General features: G+C 68.7%; 21 protein-coding genes and 2 pseudogenes. 18 read left to right on the top strand and 5 right to left on the bottom strand.

From position 1 onward, the window contains the following. Positions 1–14: 14 nt before the first annotated feature. Both NBT81_RS05020 and NBT81_RS05025 read left to right on the top strand, forming a co-directional pair. Positions 15–404, top strand: coding sequence for a cupin domain-containing protein (locus tag NBT81_RS05020; RefSeq protein ID WP_338741484.1), 390 nt, complete (start codon positions 15–17; stop codon positions 402–404). A 26-nt stretch (positions 405–430) separates the two neighbouring features. Then, entirely contained in the window at positions 431–2,485 is a 2,055-nt protein-coding gene (locus NBT81_RS05025; RefSeq protein WP_338741487.1) for a DEAD/DEAH box helicase, read from the top strand. Here the strand turns inward: NBT81_RS05025 and NBT81_RS05030 are convergent, their stop codons facing one another. Continuing rightward, positions 2,486–2,887, bottom strand: a complete 402-nt coding sequence (locus tag NBT81_RS05030; RefSeq protein ID WP_338741490.1) for a thioesterase family protein — start codon at positions 2,885–2,887, stop codon at positions 2,486–2,488. A gap of 82 nt (positions 2,888–2,969) precedes the next feature. Here NBT81_RS05030 and NBT81_RS05035 point away from each other — a divergent pair, with 82 nt between their 5' ends. Next, entirely contained in the window at positions 2,970–3,926 is a 957-nt protein-coding gene (locus NBT81_RS05035) for a 3-hydroxyacyl-CoA dehydrogenase family protein (protein ID WP_338741493.1), read from the top strand. Here the strand turns inward: NBT81_RS05035 and NBT81_RS05040 are convergent. Further along, positions 3,923–4,129 (bottom strand): DUF7511 domain-containing protein, encoded by a 207-nt coding sequence (locus tag NBT81_RS05040; RefSeq protein ID WP_338741496.1) that lies wholly within the window; start codon positions 4,127–4,129, stop codon positions 3,923–3,925. The two genes, NBT81_RS05035 and NBT81_RS05040, sit on opposite strands and share 4 nt — an antisense overlap. Before the next feature lie 217 nt (positions 4,130–4,346). Between NBT81_RS05040 and NBT81_RS05045 the strand changes: the two are divergent. Both NBT81_RS05045 and NBT81_RS17305 read left to right on the top strand, forming a co-directional pair. Next, positions 4,347–5,567 (top strand): annotated as a pseudogene (locus tag NBT81_RS05045) (pentapeptide repeat-containing protein); the annotation flags it as partial. A gap of 123 nt (positions 5,568–5,690) precedes the next feature. After that, positions 5,691–6,185: pseudogene (locus NBT81_RS17305) on the top strand (pentapeptide repeat-containing protein); the annotation flags it as partial. 7 nt (positions 6,186–6,192) lie between these two features. Here NBT81_RS17305 and NBT81_RS05050 read toward each other — a convergent pair. Next, positions 6,193–7,383 (bottom strand): MFS transporter, encoded by a 1,191-nt coding sequence (locus NBT81_RS05050; RefSeq protein ID WP_338741502.1) that lies wholly within the window; start codon positions 7,381–7,383, stop codon positions 6,193–6,195. Positions 7,384–7,516: 133 nt separating this feature from the next. Here NBT81_RS05050 and NBT81_RS05055 point away from each other — a divergent pair, with 133 nt between their 5' ends. The 6 genes from NBT81_RS05055 to NBT81_RS05080 all read left to right on the top strand — a co-directional run bounded on the left by NBT81_RS05055 (position 7,517) and on the right by NBT81_RS05080 (position 15,343). Then, entirely contained in the window at positions 7,517–8,710 is a 1,194-nt protein-coding gene (locus tag NBT81_RS05055; protein ID WP_338741505.1) for an MFS transporter, read from the top strand. Between the two features lie 46 nt (positions 8,711–8,756). Further along, a complete protein-coding gene (locus NBT81_RS05060; RefSeq protein WP_338741508.1) occupies positions 8,757–9,197 on the top strand; it encodes a cupin domain-containing protein in 441 nt (146 codons plus the stop codon). 752 nt (positions 9,198–9,949) lie between these two features. Beyond that, complete coding sequence (locus tag NBT81_RS05065) at positions 9,950–10,381, top strand: universal stress protein (protein WP_338741511.1); 432 nt, start codon at positions 9,950–9,952, stop codon at positions 10,379–10,381. Between the two features lie 54 nt (positions 10,382–10,435). Continuing rightward, positions 10,436–11,935, top strand: coding sequence for an Asp-tRNA(Asn)/Glu-tRNA(Gln) amidotransferase subunit GatB (gene gatB, locus NBT81_RS05070; protein WP_338741514.1), 1,500 nt, complete (start codon positions 10,436–10,438; stop codon positions 11,933–11,935). Between the two features lie 133 nt (positions 11,936–12,068). Beyond that, a complete protein-coding gene (locus NBT81_RS05075; RefSeq protein WP_338741517.1) occupies positions 12,069–14,582 on the top strand; it encodes a DNA topoisomerase I in 2,514 nt (837 codons plus the stop codon). Between the two features lie 53 nt (positions 14,583–14,635). Then, positions 14,636–15,343, top strand: a complete 708-nt coding sequence (locus NBT81_RS05080) for a phosphoglycerol geranylgeranyltransferase (protein ID WP_338741520.1) — start codon at positions 14,636–14,638, stop codon at positions 15,341–15,343. A 9-nt stretch (positions 15,344–15,352) separates the two neighbouring features. On the opposite strand, the gene NBT81_RS05085 is transcribed toward NBT81_RS05080, so the two are convergent. After that, positions 15,353–16,105 (bottom strand): DUF4013 domain-containing protein, encoded by a 753-nt coding sequence (locus NBT81_RS05085; protein WP_338741522.1) that lies wholly within the window; start codon positions 16,103–16,105, stop codon positions 15,353–15,355. 82 nt (positions 16,106–16,187) lie between these two features. Between NBT81_RS05085 and NBT81_RS05090 the strand changes: the two genes are divergently transcribed. Continuing rightward, positions 16,188–17,291, top strand: coding sequence for a mandelate racemase/muconate lactonizing enzyme family protein (locus tag NBT81_RS05090; protein WP_338741524.1), 1,104 nt, complete (start codon positions 16,188–16,190; stop codon positions 17,289–17,291). 82 nt (positions 17,292–17,373) lie between these two features. Next, positions 17,374–18,675 (top strand): aspartate--tRNA(Asn) ligase, encoded by a 1,302-nt coding sequence (gene aspS / locus NBT81_RS05095; RefSeq protein ID WP_338741526.1) that lies wholly within the window; start codon positions 17,374–17,376, stop codon positions 18,673–18,675. Positions 18,676–18,811: 136 nt separating this feature from the next. Here the strand turns inward: aspS and NBT81_RS05100 are convergent, their stop codons facing one another. Beyond that, on the bottom strand, positions 18,812–19,126 hold the full coding sequence (locus NBT81_RS05100; RefSeq protein WP_338741529.1) for a hypothetical protein: 315 nt from the start codon (positions 19,124–19,126) through the stop codon (positions 18,812–18,814). A 144-nt stretch (positions 19,127–19,270) separates the two neighbouring features. Here NBT81_RS05100 and NBT81_RS05105 point away from each other — a divergent pair, with 144 nt between their 5' ends. From NBT81_RS05105 to metG, 5 genes are all read left to right on the top strand, one after another. Next, positions 19,271–19,849, top strand: coding sequence for a GNAT family N-acetyltransferase (locus NBT81_RS05105; protein WP_338741532.1), 579 nt, complete (start codon positions 19,271–19,273; stop codon positions 19,847–19,849). Positions 19,850–19,926: 77 nt separating this feature from the next. Continuing rightward, entirely contained in the window at positions 19,927–20,793 is an 867-nt protein-coding gene (locus NBT81_RS05110; RefSeq protein WP_338741534.1) for a pantoate kinase, read from the top strand. A 38-nt stretch (positions 20,794–20,831) separates the two neighbouring features. Then, positions 20,832–21,587: a 4-phosphopantoate--beta-alanine ligase gene (locus NBT81_RS05115; RefSeq protein WP_338741537.1), complete on the top strand. Its 756-nt coding sequence runs from the start codon at positions 20,832–20,834 to the stop codon at positions 21,585–21,587. 157 nt (positions 21,588–21,744) lie between these two features. Further along, entirely contained in the window at positions 21,745–22,509 is a 765-nt protein-coding gene (locus tag NBT81_RS05120) for a class I SAM-dependent methyltransferase (RefSeq protein WP_338741540.1), read from the top strand. A 41-nt stretch (positions 22,510–22,550) separates the two neighbouring features. Continuing rightward, positions 22,551–24,668: a methionine--tRNA ligase gene (gene metG, locus NBT81_RS05125; RefSeq protein WP_338741543.1), complete on the top strand. Its 2,118-nt coding sequence runs from the start codon at positions 22,551–22,553 to the stop codon at positions 24,666–24,668. The last annotated feature ends 20 nt before the right edge of the window (positions 24,669–24,688 follow it).

Consider the following 24,688-nt stretch of genomic DNA (forward strand, 5'->3'; position numbering starts at 1 on the left):
GTCTACCACCGCCCATGAGCCAGGAGTCCACTGCTCCGGTCGTCAGGCGCGCCGTCGACGTCGAGTACGAGTCCGTCGACGCCGCTCCCGGCCTCTCGAAGGGGGTCTTGATCGACGAGGACGACGGCGCACCCAACTTCGCGATGCGCCGGTTCACGCTCGACCCCGGCGCCGAGGTGCCCAGACACACCAACGCGGTCGAACACGAACAGTACGTCCTCGAGGGGGAGTACGTCGTCGGCATCGACGGCGAGGAGCACACGGTGTCGGCGGGCGATTCGCTGCTCGTCCCCGCGGGCGTCGTCCACTGGTACCGCAACGAGAGCGACGGGATGGGCGCGTTCGTCTGTGTCGTCCCCAACGGCGACGACACCATCGAACTCGCCGCCGAGTCGAACGGCTGAAATACCCGGTTCCCGTAGCGCTCCCCGTGTCACGGCAGGTCGGCCGCGTCGAGACGCTCTTCCTCCACGGGCGCGACGACGACGTTCTCGTCGCCGTCACCCGCGACGGCGAGCGGGTGTTCCGGGGTGTCCTCGACCTCAAGGAGACGGACGCCGGTCCCCGACCCGGACGCTTCCGGATCAAGCGCGGGTCGACGGAGGAGCCACGCGACCCGAGCCAGTTCGTCGAACTCGCGCGCCGGGCCGAGCACATCCGCATCTCCCAGCAGACGTCGGCGACCGACCGGGAGCGGATCGGCGACATGCTCGACGGCTACCAACTCGACGCGCTGACGGTCCGGACCTGTCGCTACTGCGCCTCCGAGGGTCGGTACTCGCCCATCACGGAGGACACCGCGATCAAAGCGGATCGGGATCACATCTGTCCCGACTGTGCGAAACGCGAACTCGACGGCGAACTCGCCTACGCCGGCGGGTTGACGGGTGCGGCACAGGACCGTCTCGAGGAACTCCTGTTGGAGGTGCAGGACCTGGACCGCATCGTCAACCTCCTGCAGGGCGAACTCGATCCGGACCTCACGAAGTTCGACGAGATCGGCGCGACCGTCGACGACGTCGACCCCGTCCCGACGAGCGAGTTGGACCTCCACCCGGACCTGAAAGCACAGGTCACCGGCCGGTTCGACTCCCTGCTCCCCGTCCAGAGCCTCTCGGTCCGTAACGGCCTCATGGACGGCGACGACCAGCTCGTCGTGAGCGCGACGGCGACGGGGAAGACGCTGGTCGGCGAACTCGCTGGCATCGACCGCGCGCTGAAGGGAAACGGAAAACTGCTCTTTCTCGTCCCGCTCGTCGCCCTCGCCAACCAGAAGGCGGAAAACTTCGAGGAGCGGTACGGCGACCTCGTCGACGTGACGATCCGCGTCGGCGGCAGTCGCGTCACCGACGACGGCACGCGCTTCGACCCCTCGGCCGACGTGGTCGTCGGCACCTACGAGGGGATCGACCACGCGCTCCGGACCGGCAAGGACCTGGGTGACGTGGGGACCGTCGTCATCGACGAGATTCACACGCTGAAGGAGGGCGAACGCGGCCACCGCCTCGACGGGATGATCTCGCGGCTGAAGGGGTACTGCGAACGTCGGGCCGATCGGCGCGGCAACTACACCGGCGCGCAGTGGATCTACCTCTCGGCGACCGTCGGCAACCCCGAGTGGCTGGCCCGACAACTCCGCGCGACGCTCATCGAGTTCGAGGAGCGACCAATCCCCATCGAGCGCCACGTCACCTTCGCCGACGCCCACGAGAAGACCCGGATCGAGAACCGCCTCGTCCGCCGGGAGTTCGACAGCAAGTCCTCGAAGGGGTATCGCGGCCAGACGATCATATTCACCAACTCCCGGCGGCGGTGTCACGAGATCTCCCGCAAACTGGAGTACGACTCCGCACCCTACCACGCCGGCCTCGATTACGGCCGTCGCAAGCGCGTCGAGCGCCAGTTCGGCGATCAGGATCTGGCGGCCGTCGTCACGACCGCCGCCCTGGCCGCCGGCGTCGACTTCCCCGCCTCGCAGGTCGTCTTCGACACGCTGGCGATGGGGATCGAGTGGCTCTCGGTCCAGGAGTTCGAACAGATGCTCGGCCGGGCCGGTCGCCCCGACTACCACGATCAGGGGACCGTCTACCTGCTGGTCGAACCCGACTGTGCCTACCACAACAGCATGGAGATGACCGAAGACGAGGTGGCGTTCAAGCTGTTGAAAGGCGAGATGGAGGACGTCCGCACCGAGTACGACCTGTCGGCGGCCGCCGAGGAGACGCTGGCCAACATCGTCGTCGCGGGCACGGGAGCGAAACGCCTCAACGACCGGATGCTCGGCGACGTACCGACCAAACGCGCCATCGCCAAACTGCTGGAGTGGGAGTTCATCGATGGTCTGGAACCGACGCCGCTGGGGCGGGCAGTGACCCGACACTTCCTCGCGCCCGACGACGCCTTCGCCATCCTCGACCGGATCCGGCAGGGACTGGACCCCTACGACATCGTGGCCGAACTCGAACTCCGGGACGAGGACCGGTAGTCATTCACGATAGGACTCCATGCGGTCGACCCACGACTCGGGGAGCGGCCGCGATCCGCCCTCCTCGGGGTCGACGTACACCTGCACCGTCTCGGCGGTCGCGGCGACTCGCTCCCCGACCCGGACCTCGTACGCGGCGGTGACGCTCGACTCGCCGATCTCCCGGACGCCCATCGCGACCGTCACCGCCCCGTCCTCCAGTGCGACCTCGCTGCGGTAGTCGATCTCTAAGTTCACGAGGACGGTGTCGATGTCGTCGAGGCCGACGCCCAACACGTCGGCGTAGTAGTCGACGCGCGCCTGTTCCAGATACGTCGCGTAGACGGCGTTGTTGACGTGGCCCATGGCGTCCACGTCGCGGAAGCGAACGCCGAGTTCCGTCTCGTACTCGAAGTCGGACATACACGCCGTGTGGACGACCGGGCAGTTGTGCCTACCGGACTGCGGCGGGGATTTATACGCTCGACCGCCCACGCTGGGACCGATGTCCACCACACCTCCGTCGCCGCCCGCAGCGGTGACCGTCGTCGGCGCGGGGACGATGGGCCACGGTCTCGCCCTCCAGTTCGCCCGTCACGGTGCGACCGTCGTGCTCGTCGACCACCGACGGTCGAACCTCGACGACGCCCGAGACGGCGTCGACGACACACTCGACTTCCTCGGTTCGGCGGGGTTGCTCGACGCCGATACGGATCCCGACGCCGTTCGGGACCGCATCGGCTATACGCTCGACCTCCCGACCGCCGCGGGCGACGCCCCGCTCGTCGTCGAGACGGTGGCCGAGGACCTCGACGTGAAGGAGTCGGTGTTCGAGGAACTGGCCGCCCACGCGCCCGACGAGGCCGTCCTCGCCACCAACACCTCGGGCATCCAGATAACCGACGTCGCCGCGGCGGTGCCCGACGCCGCCGACCGGGTCGTCGGCTGTCACTGGTGGAACCCGCCGTACCTCCTGCCCACCGTCGAGGTGGTTCGGGGCGCGGAGACGAGCGACGACACCGTCGACCGGACGGCGGCGTTCGTCGAGGCCGTCGGCCGCGACCCCATCGTCGTCGAACGCGACGTGCCGGGATTCGTCTGGAACCGGATCCAGTTCGCCGTCCTCCGGGAGTGTGTCCACCTCGTGACCGAGGGGGTCGCCTCCCTTCCGGACGTCGAACGGGCGGTCCGGGACGGCTACGCGCTGCGGACCGCCGCTATCGGTCCCTTCGAGACGGCCGACCTCGCTGGTCTCGACCTGTTCCGGACCATCGCGTCGAACCTCTACCCGCACCTGAGCGACGCGGACGAACCCGGACCGTTGTTCGACGACCGGATCGACGCCGGGCGCGGCGGCGTCGACGACGGTGCCGGCTTCCACGAGTACGACGACCCGCCCGCGGACGTGATCCGCCGGCGAAACCGCCGAGTGGCGGCGATCAGGCGGGCGGTGGAGGATTAGCGTGACGATTCGAGGGGGACGAAGGCGTCGGCGTCTGCGGTCAACCAGTGGGTGAGCCGTTCGGTCTCCGTCGCCTCCGGCGGGTAGAGCGTGCGTCGGTCCGCCGCGCCGTCGTACGTGACCACGACGGCACACAGGCGACCGGTGTCCGCGTCGTGGTCGCCGTCCGGGGCGGCGGGACCGGGCGTGGAGGTGTTCGACATGTCGCGTCCGGTGATAGGTCGTCGTCACCTTTAGTCACTGCTATGTCGGGTTCGTCTCCGTCGGTACCGCTCGTAGCGCTCCGTACCGCCTACGTCCGCTCCGGAGGACTCCCAAGCGTTTCGATTGGAGATCACGGCCCGACCGCCGTCTCCGCGGGCGACGACGATCGGTCGCTCGAATGTTTAAATACGGTCGAACACAACCGACGGACGACTCGTGACCTCGAGCGACCCGATCCGATCCGAGGATCTCGAACCGGGCGCCGACCTCTCGGGAGTGGACCTGTCCGGCGCGTCGCTTCGGAACGTCTCCCTGTCCGAGGCCGACCTCTCGAACGCGAACCTGCGTGGGGCGAACCTGCCGAGCGCCAAGTTGGATGGGTGTGACCTCTCGGGGGCCGACCTGACGGGGACCGATCTCCGGTCGGCCACCCTCGACGGTGCCAACCTGGACGGTGCGACGCTCGCGAACGCGGAGCTGCTGGAGGCCGACCTGACGGCGACGACGTTAGTGGAGGCGGATCTCTCGTCCGCGGAGTTACGGCACGTCGACGCGTCGGGTGCCGACCTGACACGCGTGACCGCCGTGGAGACGGATCTGTCGAACGCGACTTTCGAGGAGGTGACCCTCGCGTTCGCCAACCTGTTCGGGTCGACCCTCTCCCGAACCACGTTCGTCGGTTCGGACCTCACGAACGCAAACCTCGCTACCGTCACCTATTCGAGCGCGAACTTCTCCGAGCGCGACCTCTCGGACACCGACCCGAGCGGTGCGACGACGTCGCGCTCCGACCGGACCGACGCCCCCCGATTCGTCGGGGTCGACCTCTCGAACGCGGAGTTCGCCGACGCGGACCTCGTCGGAGCCGACTTCTACTGGTGTGTCCTCTCGGGAACGGACTTCGACGGTGCGGATCTCGACGCCGCGAACTTCGTCGAGACGGCTACCGACGACGCCGTCGGTCTCGACGAGACCGTGGGTCTCTCCCGATCGGATCTCACTTCGGGTACCGTACTCGATTCCATCTCACTCCCGGGGATCGATCTCTCCGGTGTGGACCTCTCCGAGGCCTCGCTGGCCGGTGCAGACCTCTCCGACGCATCGTTGGACGGCACCGACCTCTCCGGTGTGGACCTCTCCGAGGCCGACCTTCGGGCGGCCTCCCTCGGGTCGGCGACGCTCGATGGGGCGAACCTTCGGAACGCCGTTCTGGTCGGCGCGAACCTTGGCGGCGCCGATCTCTCGGACGCCGACCTCCGCGGTGCGTCGGTGCGGGGTGCCGATCTGTCGGGCGCTCGCCTCCGTCGAACCGATCTCGGGAGTTCGGACCTCGGCGATGCGATCCTCGCCGACGCCGATCTCACGGATGCGTGTCTCTTCGAAGCCGACCTCTCGAATACCATCCTCGACGACGCCGACTTCACCCGTGCCAACCTACTGAACGTCGATCGGCGACCGCCGTTGCCGGACGGGGAACGCGAACACGCGGTCACCGAGGCCGACATCCAGCCGAAAGTCGACCTCGGCGGGAAGCGACTCGCGGGGATGGATCTCGCCGGCAGCGTTCTGTGGGGTGCGGACCTCTCCGAGGCGGACCTCTCCCACGCGACCCTGGCGGACGCGGACCTCACGAAGGCGACCCTCTCCGGGACCGATCTCTCACGGGCGGACCTGTCTTCGGCTGACCTCGCACGGGCGGACCTGTCCGGTGCCCGGATCGAAGGGGCCGACTTCTCGAACGCCGATCTCGAGGCGGCTGATCTCACCGGCGTCTTCGGAGGCGAGCTCTACTCCACCTCGTTCGACGAGGCCGGGCTACACGCCGCGACGTTCGTGGATGCCGATATCCCGGACACGACGTTCACGGATGCCGATCTCAGCGATGCCGATCTCAGCGATGCCGATCTCAGCGAGTCGGTGTTCGGCGGTGCGGATCTCGACGGCGCGACGTTCTCGAACGCGTCGCTGCGCGGAAGCACGGTGTCGAACGCGGACTACGGGAACGCGGAATTCGACCCGCTGGTTCGGCTCAAACTGTCGCTGAACGTTCTCTGACCGCCGATCAGGTGTCGGCGACGACCCTGGCACCGACGCCGACGAGTCCGCCGGCGACACCCACTGCGGCGACTGCGAAGACGGCCCGGACGCCGACGGCGTCGGCCACCGGTCCGAACACCACCGGCGCGAGGAACTGGCCGAGGTAGCCGACCATCGCGACGTACGAACTGAACTGGCCCTGTCGCCCGGGGGGGACCAGTTCCTCGACCCACAGTAACACCGTCGGGAACACGACTCCCTGACCGAGGCCGAACAGGACGACGGGAACGAGGGCGGCCGTCGCCGTCGTCACGACCGTCGCGACGGCTAACCCGACCGTCCACGCGCCCAGCGCGCCCAGCGTGAGCCGCCGGTGGTCGAACCGGCGCGTGAGCCGGTCGTAGACGTAGGCACTGGCACCGCCGGCGATCCCGAGCGCCGAGAGGTAGAGGCTGATGCCGAGCGACGACGCCACGCCGAACGTCTCGAGGACGCGCGGGTAGTAGACGACGATGGCGTAGAGCAACAAGTTCGCGGCGAAAAAGAGACCGTAGACGAGGCCGAGCAACGGTGTCGACCGGGTGACACGGGCGAGCGCCCGGACGCCGCTCTCGTCGTCTTCCCGCGGGGCGACTGCCGGTTCCGGCACGGTCAGGACGGCGACGGCCCCCAGCGGAAGCGCGAGGAGGTAGACTCCGAACGGGCTGTGCCACGAGAGGGTTCCGAGGACACCGCCGACTAGCGGCCAGACCGCCGCGCCGAGGCTGTTTGCGCTGCCGCGCAACCCCATCGCTCGGTCCTTCGCTGCCCCCTCGTAGAGGTTGTAGATCAGTACCGTGATCGACGTGTAGACGAACGTGACGGCGACGCCGAGGACCGCCCGCGAGACGAGCAACGTGGGGAACGACTCGACGACGAGGCCGGCGCCGCCAGCGATCCCGTAGAGCGCCAGTCCGAGGACGTACGGTCGTCTGGGGCCGAACCGGTCGATCAGCCCACCGGCGACCGGGCCCGCGAGAACGATGAAGAGGCCGTGGGTCGTGATGACGAGGCCCGCGAGCGACTGGGAGACACCCAGACTCTCCCCAACTTGGTTGACGACCGGACCGAGAATCGCCCCGGCCATCACGGTGAGCGTCCCCGAGGCGACGACGACCCAGAGGGCGTTCGACGGCGAACGCCAAGACGACACACGGGCGGCCGCCTCTTCGCTCATATGGGACGTCCCGACCTTCGGATCGTGCCGGCAAGAGCGTGCCGTCCCCGGAAGCCCGTTCCCGGTCTCCGCCGCGGTCCCAGCCGTCGGCACGAGCGAACCCTATTTGTCGGTTCCTGTGGTGTGTTCGCCCGTGTACTCCGACGACGAGGAGGTCGCGGTCTTCACCGCACTCGCACACGCGACCTTCCACGTGTACGAGCTCTCGATCCCGCTGTTCATCCCCGTCTGGCTCGACGTCTTCTCGGCGTCGACGGCGACGCTCGGTATCGTCGTCGGTGCGGGGTACGCGTTGATCGGGGTCGGTGCGCTCCCGAGCGGCGTCCTCTCGGATCGGTTCGGCTCCAAGACGCTCGTCGTCGTCGCCGTCGGCGGCATGGGCGGTGGCTTCCTCGTCCTCGCGGCCGCTCGGGGTGTCGCCGGTCTCGCGGCCGTGCTCCTGTTGTGGGGGGCCGCGGCCAGCATCTACCACCCCGCCGGGCTGTCGCTCATCAGTCGCGTCGCGGAGAACCGAGGGGCCGTCTTCGCGTACCACGGCGTCGGCGGCAGTCTCGGCACCGTCGTCGGTCCGGCGGCGACGGCGGTGCTTCTGGCCGTCGTCGACTGGCGACTCGCCGCCGTCGGCCTCGCCATCCCCGCCGCGGCGGTGGTCGTCTCGGGCTCGCTCTCGGGCGTCGAGGACGCACGGGGGAGCGACGGCGGCGTGACCGACCTCCCCGAACTCGTCGCCGACACCCGCGCGCTGTTCACCGCCGGGTTCGCGCTCACGCTGGTCGTCGTCATGCTGTACGGGACCTACTACCGCGGTCTGCTGACCTTCCTGCCCGAGTCGCTGTCCGGACTGGCCGTCTTCGACGCCGTCGTCCTCGCCGGGTGGACCGTCGACCCAACGCAGTACGTCTACGCCGGCCTCCTCGCCGTCGGAGCGGTCGGGCAGTACGCCGGCGGTCGACTCACGGACCACGTCCGCCCGGAACTGGCACTCGTCGGTGCCCTTGGAACCCTCGCCGTCGCCGCCGTCGCGTTCGTCCCGGCGTCTACGGTCGGCCCAGCCCCGTTCCTCCTCGTCTGTGGCGTCCTCGGACTCGTCCTGTACGCCGTCGCGCCGATCTACCAGGTGGCGATCGCCGTCCGGGCACCGGAGGACAGCCACGGCCTCTCCTATGGCTACACGTACCTCGGGATGTTCGGCGTCGGTGCCCTCGGGGCCGCCATGGCCGGGACGGTCCTCACTCGCGCCGGGACGGGGGCGCTGTTCTCGACGCTCGCGCTCCTCGCGGCCCTCGCGGCGGCCGTCGCGGTCCTCCTCGTGCGCCGTCGCGTGTGATCCCCGCGACCGACCGTGTTTTATCCGTTCCCGTCCACCTCCGGGTATGTCCAAGGGCTGGACCCACGTCGACCTCGCGGACGTCGCCCCGAACCCCGAGAAGCCCGGCACCCGCATGGCGCTCTCGCCGCCCCTCGGTATCGAGGCGTTCAACCTCAACGTCGCGGTACTGGGGACGGGCGAACGCCTCTCGGAGAACCACTACCACTACCACGAGAACCAGCAGGAACTGTTCCTCGTCGTCGCCGGACGCTGTCGCGTCGAGACCGAGCGCGAGGGGTTCGAGATGGGGACCGACGAGGCCGTCGCCTTCGACGACGGCGAGGCGGGCGCACACGTCGTCCACAACCCGTTCGACGAGCCGTGCCGACTCGTCGCGGTCGGGTGGCCCCAGGACGGTCGGTATCCCGTCCACCAACTGCTGACGACCGAGGAGCTCCGCGAGTCACGGGACGATGATTCGGGCGACGCCGCCGACGCCGAGTGAGGCCGGTCCGCGGCGTCTCTCGCCCAGGTTGGAACGCCACGCCTCGGCCCGGCCAGCGGTATCCTGTTCCAGCCCCATACTGAGAACCCGTTTTTCGCCACCCCCCACGATATCGGCGTCTTCGTCTTCTATGACGGATTCTTCCTTGCAGTCATCGCCGTCATCGCAAGTGCCTACCTAACGGCACGGCACCACCTTGATCTGGGCCTCCCCGCTGACGCTCGTGGCCAGTTGGATACGGTCGCAACGATCGGCCTCTCCGGATCCTCCCTGCTGTATCTCCTCGGGATCCTGCTTTCACTCACGTAACTCACTCGGTGGACCACCCACAACGACCGACGTAACTCGTCAGTACACCGAGATCGTACAGGGAACCCACGAAATGGAATCACCTCGGGGGCTCAGTGAAGCCGAACTTCGGGGACTCAGATCTCAGTCGGAGTGACTTTCACTCATTCTATTCGGCTGATTGATATCGGGCGGTGTGGACATATGCGACCGTTGTGCTGACTACACGCTCCACTTCTCACTTCCCTCCATGATCACACGTATATCAACACTTCACGCGACACGCCAGATATCGAAGCCGACACCACGGCGAGAGCGCGGTTCCGGTACGCGCCCCGGACGCCCCCGATTCCTGCGGGCGGTCGGCGCGACGTTTGCCGCTGCCCTCACCGGTCGTGCGGTAGCCCACGGCCCCGGCCGGCACGTCCGGTAGTATTTAAGTTCCTCCGGCTTCTCGTCCGCGTATGACTATCGTCGCCTGCGTCGACAGAAGCGAGCACGCCACGGAGATCATCGCGGAAGCGGTTCGGCTCGGCGAGGCGTTCGACGACCGGATTCACGCCGTCCACGTCCTCTCGAAGGACGAGTTCGTCGACCTCCAGCAGACGAGCGTCAAAGACACCGGTGCGGAGGTATCCGCCGGTCGGATCGAGTCGCTCGCGGCCGAAATCGCCGCCGACGCCCTCGCCGACGCCGGTGCGAGCGGCGAGGCCGTCGGCCTCGTCGGGGACCCCGCAAGCGAGATCGTCGGCTACGCCGCGGACCTCGACGCGAGGTACGTCGTGCTCGGCGGGCGAAACCAGTCGCGAGTCGGGAAGGCCCTCTTCGGGAGCGTCGCTCAGTCGGTCCTCCTCGACTCGGCGCTTCCGGCCGTCCTCGTCCGCAGCACCGAGTGACCCGTCACCCCCCGTTCCGTTAGCCTTTAGCCACCGGCCGTGCAAGCCCGCGCAATGACTACGCAGGCCCTCGAGCAGCGTGACCTCGCCGTCGTCATCGGCCTCGAGGTCCACGTCCAGCTCGAAACCGACACGAAGGTCTTCTGTGGCTGTTCGACCGAGGCGGGAGACGACGAGGAGCCAAACACCCGGACCTGTCCGGTCTGTCTGGGGCTCCCCGGTGCGCTCCCCGTCCTCAACGAGGCGGCCGTCGAGGCCGCGGTGAAGGTCGGACAGGCGCTGGACGCCGACGTCGCCGAGGAGACCCGGTTCCACCGGAAGAACTACTACTACCCCGACCTGCCGAAGAACTTCCAGATCACGCAGTACGACGCGCCGATCTGTGCCGACGGTTCGCTCGAAGTCGCCGTCGAGGACGACCGCCGGGAGATCGGCATCGGCCGCGCACACCTCGAGGAGGACCCCGGAAGCCTCCAGCACGAGGGTGGCAACATCGAGACGGCCGACCACACCCTCGTCGACTACAACCGCGCCGGCACGCCGCTGATGGAGATCGTCACCGATCCCGACTTCCGGGGCCCGGAGGAGGTGCGGGCCTTCCTCGCGAAACTCGAGGAGGTGCTCGAGTACCTGGGCGTCTTCGACGCCTCCCGCGACGGGAGTCTCCGGATCGACGCCAACATCTCGCTGGTGCCGGCCGACGAGATGGCCGACGACGGCAGCGTCGACGACGCGGTCCTCGCCGACGCCAACCGGACGGAGGTGAAGAACATCTCCAGTCACAAGGGCGCGGAGAAGGCGCTGGCCTACGAGGTGACCCGGCAGAAGAACGCCGTCGAGCGGGGGCGCGGGGTCGAACAGGAGACCCGCCACTGGGACGAGAGCCGCGGCATCACCGTCTCGATGCGCTCGAAGGAGGAGGAGAAGGACTACCGCTACTTCCGCGAGGCGGACCTCCCGCCCTTGCGGGTCTCGGACTGGACGGAGCGGCTATCGATCCCGGAACTGCCCGACGCCCGCCGCGACCGCTTCCGCGAGGCGTACGGTCTCGACGCGGAGGCGGCGTCGAAACTCACCTCGACCAAGGAAGTCGCGGACTTCTTCGAGGACGTGGCCGATCGGTTCGACCCCGACCTCGCGGCGACGTGGGTCGCCGACGACCTGCTGGGCGAACTCAACTACCGCGACATGCAGGTGACGGACGTCGAGGGGCGCCTCGACGAGTTCGCTCGGCTGATCGAACTCGTCGACGCCGACGAGATCACGGAGAAGAACGCCCGCGAGGTGGTGTTGCGGACGATGCTCGACGAGGGGATCGGTCCGGACGCAGTCGTCGAACGCGAAGGGCTCGGGAAGGCCGACGACGACGCCGTCGCGACGGCCGTCGTCGAGGCCATCGAGGAGAATCCCGACGCGGTCGAGGACTACCACGCCGGCGAGGGGGGTGCGCTCAACTTCCTCGTCGGACAGGTGATGAGCAAGACGGGGGGGAGCGCCGACCCCGGTACCGTCAACGGCCTCCTCCGAGAGCGACTGGACGACGCCGGCGACTGATTCGCGCCACGGGGCACGCGTCACACGCCGCGAGGCGCGGCCGGCCACCGCCCCGCGTGCGCGTTCGCCCCCGCGCTGTCTGTCGATCACGGGCACGAAAGGTTTAGACGGGTGGTCGGCGTACGACTCGCCGATGAACCGCGGCCCCGAGTTGATAATCACCGAGAAGGACAACGCCGCCCGTCGCATCGCGGAGATTCTGAGCGACGGGAGCGCGGAGAGCGACCGCGTCAACGGTGTCAACGTCTACAAGTGGGGTGGCAAGCGCTGTATCGGTCTGTCGGGTCACGTCGTCGGTGTCGACTTCCCGCCGGAGTACGACGGCTGGCGGGACGTGGAACCGGTCGAACTCGTCGACGCGGAGATGGAGAAACGCCCGACACAGGAGAACATCGTCGCCGCGCTCCGCCGTCTGGCGCGAAACGCCTCCCGGGTCGTCATCGCGACGGACTACGACCGCGAAGGGGAGTTGATCGGGAAGGAGGCGTACGAACTCGTCCGCGAGGTCAACGACGACTCGCCGGTCGACCGGGTCCGTTTCTCCTCGATCACCGACCGCGAGGTGACCGAGGCGTTCGCCGACCCCGACGACCTCGATTTCGACCTCGCCGCCGCGGGCGAGGCCCGACAGATCGTCGACCTGATGTGGGGGGCGTCGCTGACGCGCTACCTCTCGCTGTCGGCCGGCCAACTCGGCGACGACTTCATCTCCGTCGGCCGGGTGCAAGGACCGACGCTGAAACTGATCGTCGACCGCGAGCGCGAAATCGACGCCTTCGATCCCGAGGACTACTGGGAACTGTTCGCCGCCCTCTCGAAGGACGACGAGTCCTTCGAGGCGCAGTACTTCTACCTCGACGACGACGACAACGAGGCCGAACGCGTCTGGGACGAGGCCGACGCGGACGCGGTCGACGCCGACCTCTTGGGGGCGTCGGCGGCGACCGTCGAGGAGGTGCGCAGGCGCACCCGGACCGACGACCCGCCCGCACCGTTCAACACGACGCAGTTCATCCGCGCCGCGAGCGGGATCGGCCACTCCGCCCAGCGCGCGATGAGCATCGCCGAGGACCTCTACACCGCGGGTTACATCACCTACCCCCGGACGGACAACACGGTGTACCCCGAGGATCTGGACCCCCGCGAGTTGCTCGACGCCCTCTCTTCGGGCCGGCGCTTCGGCGACGACGCCGCTTCCCTGCTGGACGCCGATGACCTCACGCCGACCGAGGGCGACGAGGAGACCACCGACCACCCGCCGATCCACCCGACGGACGAACTCCCCGATGCGAGCGACCTCTCGGAGGACGAGTGGGAGGTGTACGAACTCGTCGTCCGGCGCTTCCTCGCGACCGTCGCCGACGCGGCGACGTGGGAGCACCTGCGCGTGGTGGCGACCGTGGCGGGCGAGACGGAGCGCTCGCTGAAGGCCAACGGCAAGCGACTGGTCGACTCCGGCTACCACGCCGTCTACCCCTACCGGTCGACGAGCGAGAACTACGTCCCCGACGTGACCGAAGGCGAGGAACTCGCGGTGACCGAGTCGCGCCTGGAGGAAAAGCAGACCCAACCCCCCCGTCGATACGGCCAGTCCCGCCTCATCGAGACGATGGAGGACATGGGAATCGGGACGAAGGCGACCCGCCACGACGTGATCCAGAAGCTCTACGACCGGGGGTACATCGAGGGCGACCCGCCGCGGCCGACCCGTCTCGCACGCGGCGTCGTCGAGGCCTCCGAGGAGTTCGCCGACCTCATCGTCAGCGAGGAGATGACCGCCCAACTGGAGGAAGACATGCAGGCCATCGCCCGTGGCGAGGCGACCTTAGAGGACGTGACCGACGAGTCCCGCGAGATGCTCGGGCGCGTCTTCGACCGCCTGATGGACTCCCGCGAGGCGCTTGGCGATCACCTCCGCGAGTCGCTGAAGGCCGACAAGACCGTCGGCCCGTGTCCGGAGTGTGGCGACGACCTCGTGATTCGGCGGAGCCGGCAGGGGTCGTACTTCGTGGGCTGTGACGCCTACCCCGACTGTGAGAACACCCTCCCGCTCCCCTCGACGGGCAAGCCGATCCTGCTGGACGACGTCTGTGGCGAACACGGCCTCCACGACGTGAAGATGCTCGCCGGCCGCAAGACGTTCGTCCACGGCTGTCCGCTCTGTGCCGCCGAGGCCGCCGAGGAGGAACCCGATCTGATCGTCGGCCCGTGCCCGGAGTGTGGCGACGACCACGGGGGCGAACTCGCGGTCAAGCGCCTCCGATCGGGTGGACGACTGGTCGGCTGTACGCGCTACCCCGACTGTGACTACTCCCTTCCGATGCCCCGCCGCGGCGAGGCCGAACTCGTCGACGAGACCTGCGAGGAACACGGCCTCCCGGGGATCCGAATCTCCTACGAGGACGAGGACCGCGAGCCCTGGGATCTGGGTTGTCCGATCTGCAACTACCGCGAGTATCGGGCCCGGCAGGAGGGGACGGAACTGGAGAGTATCGACGGCATCGGCGAGAAGACCGCCGAGAAACTGAACGACGCGGGCATCGAGGACGTGGCCGGACTGAAGGCGGCCGAACCCGACGCGTTGGCCGACGAACTCGACGGTGTCGGCGAGGAGACGCTCCGGGACTGGCAGGCCGACGCGGACTGACACCGTCGGCGAGTCGGGCCCTTTTTATCGGCTCCACGGAGTACACTTCGGCAATGAGTACGCCGTGGGACGAGTGGGACCACGTCCTCAAGGTCGACCCCGACAAGGACCTCGTCGCGGGCGAGACGTTCGAGGACGTCTGTGCCACCGGAACTGATGCCATCGAAATCGGGGGGACGACCGGGATGACCAAAGAGAAGATGACGGCAGTCGTCGACGCCTGCGCGAAGTACGGCGTCCCGCTGTACCAGGAGCCATCCAACCCGGCGGTCGTCATCGACGACGACGCGTTGGACGGCTACCTGATCCCGACGGTGTTCAACGCCGGCGACAGTTTCTGGGTCACCGGTGCGCACAAGGAGTGGGTGCGCATCGAGAACGGCCTCGACTGGAGTCGGACCTACACCGAGGCGTACATCGTCCTCAACCCGGACTCGTCGGTCGCGGAGTACACGGAGGCCGACTGCGACCAGTCGGCCGACGACGTGGCCGCCTACGCCGCGGTCGCGGAGAAACTGTTCGGCCAGGAAATCGTCTACATCGAGTACTCCGGGACGCTCGGCGACCCCGAGGTCGTGAGAGCGGCCGCGGACGCGCTCGACGAGGCGACCCTCTTTTACGGCGGCGGTATCGGCGACTACGAGTCGGCCCACGAGATGGGTCGGTACGCCGACGTGGTCGTCGTCGGTGATCTGCTCCACGAAGAAGGCTGTGACGCCGTCCGTGAGACGGTCGAGGGCGTCTCCGACGCCCACGAGTAGCCCCCACGATCACGTCGGTTCGGCCCCCGGTTCGGTCGTCTGCATCCCGCTTTCGTTTCGGTTCTCGGTCCCCTCGACCGGTAGCGTCTCGCTCCAGACCACCAGGGCGACGACGCCGCCGTAGAACCGCACGGCTCCGGCGAGGAGATGCCCGACACCAGGGATCGCTGTGGTGGCCGCCGCGAGCACGATCGCACAGACCCCCGTGACGACGGTGACGAGCGAGCCGAGTAGCCACGCCCGCAGGGTGGCAATCGAGAGCGCCCGTCTGCGGATCCGGCCGACCGCGAACGCCTCGGCCACGTCATCGGTCGTGGCGTACGCCGTCAGCCCGACGGTCGCGAGGTAACCACAGACGGGAAGCACGACCGCCCCGGCGAGGGCGAGGGCCCCCGAGAGCGGTCCCGACGTGAGCGATGCCACGACCGCCGCGGGCCGGAGTGTCGCCGGCGCTCGCCACCGGAGGGACGCCGACGCCGCGCCGACGCCGGCCGTCAGGAGGACCGCGGCCGGGAGGTGGTACGCGACGACGACGCCGGCGGCCCGCGTCCCAGTCCCCACGAGCGACCGTGGGTCGTCGAAGGCCGGGAGCGAGCCGTCGTCGAAGTCGGTCCGGAGGAGGCGGACCGCGTATCCCGCGAGGAGGACGGACGGGAGTACCAGCGGGGCGGTCGCGACGAGCAGTGCGCCGACGAGGACGGTCCGTGGCCACTCGTCCGTGCGGAGCGGCCACCGAACCAGCGAATCGAAATCGTCTGTCATCGGTCCGGGGCGGGGTGGCCGCGTGATCGAGCATAAACCCTCGCCACCGGGTTTTTACTCGGCACCGCGCCAAGGGCCGCCGATGGAGATCACCGACGTACGCGTCGAACGGATCGAGGTGCCGCTGGAGCGACCGCTGGGCGTCTCGCGGGACCGCTCGCTCGACGCGCGCGGCGCGGCGTTCGTCGTCGTGGAGACGGACGCCGGAATCACGGGCATCGGTGAGGGCGTTGGGCCGGAGCCCTATATCGTCGAGCGCATCGTCGAGGAGAAGTATGCGCCCCGCCTGATCGGCGAGGATCCCCTCGATATCGAGCGCCACTGGGCGGCGATGGTGACCGACGACGTGTACAAGGATCGGAAGGGACAGGGTCTCTCGGCGGCCAGCGGCGTCGACATCGCGCTGTGGGACCTCGCGGGCAAACACCACGGCGTCCCCGTCTACCGACTGCTGGGTGGTCCCGTCGACGGCGACCTCAAACCGTACGCGAGCGACCTGTTCTGGCAGGATCCCGAGACGATGGCCGACCGCGCCGAATCCTACGTCGACCGCGGGTTCGCGGGCGTCAAGACCCACCTCGGCCGCGGCATCGACGCCGACGAAAAGCGGGTCGCGGCGCTGCGAGGGGCGATCGGTCCCGACACGGCATTGATGGTCGACATGAACTGCGGGTACGACCGACCGGACGCCCGCCGGGTCGGTCGGATGCTGGAGGAGTACGACGTCTACTGGTACGAGGAGCCCCTGTCGCCGTACGACGTCGAGGGGCTGGCCGCCCTGCGGGAGGAACTCTCCGTCCCCATCGCCGCCGGCGAGAACGAGTACACGAAGTGGGGTTTTCACGACCTGTTCGAGGCCGACGCCGTCGACTACGCCATGCCGGACGTGATGCGCTGTGGCGGCATCACGGAGGCGAAGAAAGTCTGTGCGCTCGCCGAGACGTACGGCACGGTCGTCACTCCCCACTGTTTCACCACCGGTGTCGGTCTCGCGGCGTCGATGCACGTCATGGCCGCGTCGCCGGCCTGCGAGTGGTTGGAGTTCGACCCAACCGACTTCCCGGTGTACGAGGCGCTGTTCGAGACGCCGCCGACGCTTTCGGACGGTCGGATCGCCCTCCCGGAGGAACCGGGGTTGGGCGTCGCCCTCGATCCGGACGTGATCGGCGAGTACCGCGTCGACTGAGTCGTCACGCGGTGTGGGGCGTCGCTACCGAGCGCGAGCGAAAACGGGCGCGTTTAAGGCACGTGATCCGATACGGATAGGTATGGAAAACCGAACGCACGCGGCCGACGCCGTCGCCGGCGAGACGGCCACGGTCGCCGGCTGGGTCCACGAGATCCGGGACCTCGGCGGCATCGCCTTCCTGATCCTCCGGGACCGCACCGGCAAACTCCAGATCAAGTTCGAGAAAGACGAGATGGACGATGGACTGGTCGAGACGGGGCTCGGCGTCCACCGCGAGAGCGTCGTCGCCGTCACGGGCGCGGTCGAAGAGGAGCCACGCGCGCCGACCGGTCTCGAACTCGTCCCCGAGTCCGTCGAGGTGCTCGCGGACGCCGACCCCGAACTCCCGCTGGACCCTTCGGGGAAGGTCGACGCCGAACTCCCGACCCGGCTGGACAACCGCACCCTCGACCTCCGCAAGCCCGAGGTGAAGGCCATCTTCGAGATCCGGAGCGAGATCCTGCGATCCGTCCGGGAGTACTTCCGATCCGTGGGGAGCACGGAGATCAACACGCCGAAGATCGTCGCCACCGGCACGGAGGGCGGCACCGAACTGTTCCCGATCACCTACTTCGGGCAGGAGGCGTTCATGAACCAGTCGCCACAGCTGTTCAAGCAGTTGATGGTCGGGAGCGGACTGGAGCGGATCTTCGAGATCGGCCCGATCTTCCGCGCCGAGGAGCACAACACCCCCCGCCACCTCAACGAGGCGACGATGATCGACTTCGAGTCGGCGTTCGTCGACCACCACGAGGCGATGGACGTCTGTGAGGGGACGCTCAAAGCCGCCTACGAGGGCGTCGCCGAGAACTGCGCCGACGAACTCGACCTACTCGGCTACGACGACTTCGCCGTCCCCGAGGCCGACTTCCCGCGGCTCACCTACGAGGAGGCCATCGAGCGGATCAACGCCACGGGCGAACTCGACGAGCAACTCGTCTGGGGCGACGACCTGCCCACCGAGGCCGAGAAGGCGCTCGGCTCGGACGTTGGCGGTCACTACTTCATCACCGACTGGCCCTCCGAGATCAAGCCCTTCTACATCCAGGACTACGACGACGACCCGCAACTGTCGAAGGGCTTTGACCTGATGCACCCGCGGATGGAACTGGTCTCGGGCGGACAGCGTGAGCACCGCTACGACGAACTCGTCGCCGGCTTCGAACAGCAGGGACTCGACCCCGAGCAGTTCGACTACTACACGAGGATGTTCAAGTACGGGATGCCGCCCCACGCCGGGTGGGCCTACGGCGTCGAGCGACTCGTGATGACGATGCTCGGGTTGGAGAACATCCGCGAGGCCGTGCTGTTCCCGCGAGACAGGCAGCGTCTGAGTCCGTAGGACGAAGACGATCCTGTCGAGCGGGTGCAGGGAACGAGCGGAGCGACGTGAGCGTGTTCACACGGGATCGACAGAGACTGAGTCCGTCGGAGCATCCGTGTCGGTCGGGCGAGGTCGGTGGGACCTGCGAGTCCCGTCAGCCTCCGTCCGATTCGGACCCGAGGAGGTCGTCCGCCACGTCGTCGATCCGGTTCGACGCTTCCTCGGCACGATCGCGGACCTCGGCGGTCCGCTCCTCGAAGTCCACCCGTCGCCGTTCGCCGAGATCTTCGTCGTACTCCAGCACCGTCGACGCGCGGGCGAGGTGGACGTACAGTTCTTCGATGTGAGCCTTGAGCGCCGCCGGGTCGTCCGGGAGTTCCTCGGTCGGCGTGAAGAACGACTCGTCCTCGAGGACATCGCTGGCCTCGACCATCGTCTCCGGTAGGTCGGATCCCTCGTCGTCGCGCATGTCGTGGAATCACGCTTACGACGGCACTTGACTCCACCGCCGCGCCGGTGGTCGGCGGCCGTGGTTCGACGGCCCGTTGTGCGTTCGTGTCCGCTCCGGCGGCGAGGAAACGTTGATGGTGACGACGTACGGTCCGTGGGGACGATGAGCGACGGGAGCCACACGAGGCTACCGCCGAGGATCGACCTCCGACCCGCCGAACCGGTGGACCGCAGCGAGATGACCGACCTCTGGGAGCGGCGCACCGGCTTCGAGATAACGAAGGTCCTCGACGCGGTCTTCGACGACGAGAAGCCGGCCCACGGGGTCGTCGCCACCGAGGTCGAACGGGTCGTCGGGTTCGGGGTCGTCATCCGTTTTCCCCGTGACGCGGCGGTCGACTGGGTCGACGTGGCGCTCGAGGGACGCGATCTGGGCGAGTCGGTGGCGGTCTTTCACGCCGGCGTCGTCGCGCCGGAGTGGGAGGGCAACGGCATCGGAACGGCGCTGATGCGGGCGCGTCTCGACTTCGTCCGGGACGCGTACGACGTCGACGCGGCGGTCGGGATCGCCTGGCTCCGTCCACACACGCGGGACGCCTCGGCGCTGTTCGAGCGGACGGGGTTCGAGCGCCACGGGACCGACGAGACGTACTATCGGCGCGTGGACCGCCCGGTCTGTCCCGACTGTGGCGACGTCTGTGAGTGTCGCGCGGCGGTGTACGTGTGGACGCCCGACGGGTAGAGCGGCGTGAACGGGCGTCAGTGACGTGGGCGGCCGGTTCCGACACGCCTTAATCCTCGCCGCCGCCTCGTCACCGTATGGACGACGAGTGGGCGGACCACGCCACCGTGTTCGTCCCCGGACACGTCACCGGCTTCTTCAGCCCCTGTAGCGCCGACGATCCGGTTCGTGCCGGGTCGCGCGGTGCCGGGGTGACGCTCTCGGACGGCGTCCGGGTGACCGTCCGGGTCGACGACGCCGCGCCGGAGCCGCGACTCACCCTCGACGGCGACCCGCTGTCGATGCCGCCGGTCGAGACGGTGTTGGCCTCCCTCGACGCCGACGGCGTGTGCGTCTCGGCGGAGAGCGACCTCCCCCTCGGAACGGGCTTTGGCGTCTCGGGGGCGATCACCCTCGGGGCGGCGCTCGCGGCGAACCACGCCCTCGACCGCGGTCGGTCGGAGAACGACCTCGTCGCGCTTGCCCACCGCGCCGAGGTGCTGGCGGGGACCGGGCTGGGCGACGTGGTGGCACAGGCTCGGGGCGGGGTTCCGATCCGCCTCGATCCCGGCGCGCCGCCTCACGGCCGTCTCGACGGCGTACCCGCGACCCGGCGCGTCGAGTACGTCACGTTCGGCGACCTCTCGACGGCCGACGTGCTCGCCGGCGACACCGATCCGCTCGTCGACGCCGGGGACCGCGCGCTGTCGCGCCTGGTCGATCACCCGACGCTCCCCGAACTGCTCGCGGCCGCCCGACGGTTCGCCCGGGAGACGGATCTGCCGACCGACCGGGTGCGTGGCGTCGTCGACGACGTGGTCGACGCGGGCGGCGAGGCGTCGATGGCGATGCTGGGCGAGACGGTGTTCGCGCTCGGGACCGGCCTCTCCGATGCGGGCGTCGACGCCGACGCGTGTCGAACCTGCGAGGCTGGCGCACACCTCGTCGCGCCGGACCGGTCCTGATCGCGGCGTTTTTATTCGGTGCGGGACTTCGAGCGAGCATGGCCGAGGCCGAGATTCCGGACGACCACCCCCGCCACGACTCGCTGGTGACGCGCCACCGCATCGAGGACGGCGTCGACGAGGGTATCACCAGCAGACAGGGGCTGATCGCACAGGGGCGCGGCGAGGCCTTCGACTACCTGCTCGGCGAGCGGACGCTCCCCTCGGCGGACGACGCAGCGCGGGCGGCCGCCGCCCACCTCCTGCTCGCCGAGCACCCCGTCGTCTCGGTGAACGGCAACGCGGCGGCGCTCGTGCCGACCGAACTCGTCGCCCTCGCGGCGGCCGTCGACGCGGACTTGGAGGTGAACCTGTTCAACCGCACCGAGGATCGGGTGACCGCCATCGCCGAGTACCTCCGCGACCACGGCGCGACCGACGTGAAGGGGCTCCGGGCCGACGCCCGCCTCCCGAACCTCGACCACGAACGCGCCAAGGTCGACGCCGACGGCATCGCCGACGCCGACGTGGTCCTCGTCCCTCTGGAGGACGGCGACCGTGCGTCGGCGCTCGCCGCCCTCGGCAAGGTGGAGATCGTGATCGATCTGAACCCGCTGTCGCGATCGGCACGGGTCGCGGACGTGCCCGTGGTCGACAACATCCTGCGGGCGGTCCCCGCGATCACCGCCCACGCCCGTGATCTGGCGGACGCCGACCGCGAGACGCTGACGCGGATCGTCGACGACTTCGACGCCGAAGCCACCCTCGCCGCCGCCGAGCGGGTGATCCGGAGTGGCGATCTGGAGTCCGACTGAGCCGTTCGGAACCTCCCGTAGACGACGGCGACCCACCGGACCGGGTCGAGTCGTCGGCGCACCGTCACCCGGTCGACCCCACGTGCCGTGGTATCGTTCCTCGACCGACGAATCCATCGCCCGGTAGCTACATGTCGGCTCCGGACGACGTGTCGGTGTGACTCTCACTCGTCCGTGGCCGCCGTACTTCTTCGGCGTCTACCACTGGCGCGAGCGACTCCGTCGGATCGCCCGCTCGGTTCTCGTCCTCGTCGCGTCGGTCGTGGCGTTTCGCCGTGGCGGGCGGGTGGTCCGCGCCGCCGCGGCGGTCCTCGGGATCGGTGCGTTCGTCCGAGGGGCCGATACGACTCGTCGTCTCTGTTCGCCACCGCCGTGGACGCTCGACCGACCGAAGTACGACGCTCTCGGTACGGTCCTCGCTCTCGACGACGCCGACCGTGTCCTCGACGTGGGGTGTGGCTCCGGCCGGTCGCTGGTCGGTCTCGCCCCACACCTGCCCGACGGCTGCCGGGTCGTCGGCCTCGACGTGTTCGACGACCGGATCATCCTGGGCAACGGGCCGCAGTTGGCGCGGCGGAACGGCGCTCGCGCTGGCCTCGACGTCGCGCCGGTCGCGGGCGACGCCGCGCGCCTCCCCGTCGCGGACGGGGCGTTCGACGCCGTCACCGCCTGCCGGGTGACCCACGACCTCCCCGCAGCCAAGCGGGACGCGGCGTTCGCGGAACTCCGGCGGGTGTGTGCCGACGACGGGACGGTCGGCCTGCTGGAACTGCCGATCACGCCCGACGGCGTCGACGACCACGAGACGTACTGGCGGCGCTGTCTCGAGGACGCCGGCCTCGCGGTCCGACGGGTCGTGACCGTCGACCGGCCGGCGCGCGAGGGGTCCTACGTCGCCATCGCCGCGACGCCGAAGGCGTGAGAATCGGCGGGCTTTAGGGTGCCATCCTCCTGTGAACGGGTATGAGTCACGAAGAGTTCCCCACGGACCGGCCAGCGGTGGTGACCTGCGGGTTGCCGTACGCCAACGGCGACCTCCACATCGGGCACCTGCGGACGTACGTCGGCGGCGACGTCTACGCGCGCGCCCTGCGCAAACTCGGCCAGGAGACGGCCTTCGTCTCGGGGTCGGACATGCACGGCACGCCCGTCGCGGTCAACGCCGAGGAGGCGGGCGTCTCCCCCGAGTCGTTCGCGCTGGACTGGCACGAGACCTACGAGGAGACGTTCCCGAAGTTCCGCGTCGACTTCGACAACTACGGCCACACCCACGACGAGACGAACGTCGAACTGACGACCCAAATCGTCCGTGCGCTGGCGGAGAACGACCACCTCTACGAGAAGGAGATCATGGTGGCCTACGATCCGGCCGAGGACCAGTCGCTCCCGGACCGCTACGTCGAGGGGACCTGTCCCTACTGCGGGGAGCGCGCCCGCGGCGACGAGTGCGACGAGGGGTGTGGCCGCCACCTCGAACCCGGCGAGATCGAGGACCCACGGAGCACGATCACCGGGAACCCGGCGGAGTACCGCGAGCAGACCCACGAGTTCTTCCGTGTCTCCGCGTTCCAGGAGTATCTCGGGGAGTTCATCGACCGTCTCGAGGGTACCCCGAACGCCCGCAACCAGCCCCGGGAGTGGATCGAGGGCGAACTCCGCGACTGGTGTATCACCCGCGACATGGACTGGGGGATCGACTATCCCGACGGCGAGGAGCCACGCTCCTCGGAGAACCGACCGGAGGACGGTGACGGCGAGAGCGATCTGGTCCTCTACGTCTGGGTCGACGCCCCCATCGAGTACGTCTCCTCGACGAAGCAGTACACGGAGCGCGTCGGGGCCGATGTCTTCGACTGGGAGGAGGCGTGGAAGGGCGAGGGCGGCGAGATCGTCCACGTCATCGGTCGGGACATCATCCAGCACCACACGGTGTTCTGGCCCGCGATGCTCTACGGGGCCGACTACGCCGAACCCCGGGCCGTGATGGCCAGCGGGTTCATCACGCTCAACGGGCAGGGGTTCTCCACCTCGCGCAACCGCGCGGTGTGGGCCGACGAGTATCTCGACGAGGGGTTCGATCCCGACCTCGTCCGGTACTACCTCGCCACCAACGGCGGCTTCCAGCAGGACGTCGACTTCTCGTGGGAGCGGTTCCGCGAACGCGTCAACAACGAACTCGTCGGCACGGTCGGCAACTTCGCCTACCGGGCGCTCCTCTTTGCCCACCGGGAGTTCGGCGGGACGCCCGACCCGGAGGCCGGCATCTCCGAGGAGGTGCGCGAGCGCATCGAGGCGGCCATCGACGAGTTCCGAGCCGCCGTCAACGACTACTCGGTGCGGAAGGCGGGCGACGCCGCCGTCTCGCTGGCCGCCTTCGGCAACGAGTACATCCAGCGCAACGAGCCGTGGAACCTCGTCGACGAGGACCCCGACCGCGCGGCGCAGGTCATCCGTGACTGCGTGCAGGTCGCGAAGGCCGTCTCCGTCCTCTTCGCCCCGGTCGCGCCCGGCTCCTGCGAGCGCCTCTGGTCGCAGGTCGGCGGCGAGGGTTCGGTCACCGACGCCGAGGTCGGAGCGGCGCTGGAGCCGCCGGCCGCCGACCTCGACGAACCGACGGAACTGTACGAGAAGATCCCCGAGGAACGCGTCGAGGAACTCAACGCGAAACTGGCCGAACGCGTCGAGGCGGCCGACGGTGAGAGCGACGACGGGGACGGCGCTCCCGACTCCGACTCCGACTCCGACCTCGACCCCGTCATCGACGACCGGATCGACTTCGACACCTTCGAATCGCTCGATATCCGCGTCGGCGAGATCATCGAGGCCGAGGGGATCGAGGGTGCGGACGACCTCGCCCGACTCGTCGTCGACATCGGCGTCGAGGAGCGACAGATCGTCGCCGGCATCAAACGGCTCCACGACCTCGATTCGCTGCCGGGGACGCGCGTGATCGTGTTGGCGAACCTGGAACGTGCCGAACTGTTCGGCGTCGAGTCGGACGGGATGATCCTCGCGGCCGGCGAGGAGGCCGACCTGCTGACGACGGTCGGGGACGCGGTCCCCGGCGAGCGGGTTCGCTGATCCCCGTCGCAACCGGCTTT

This window comes from Haloplanus sp. CK5-1 (assembly GCF_037201915.1).
Taxonomy (GTDB): domain Archaea; phylum Halobacteriota; class Halobacteria; order Halobacteriales; family Haloferacaceae; genus Haloplanus; species Haloplanus salilacus.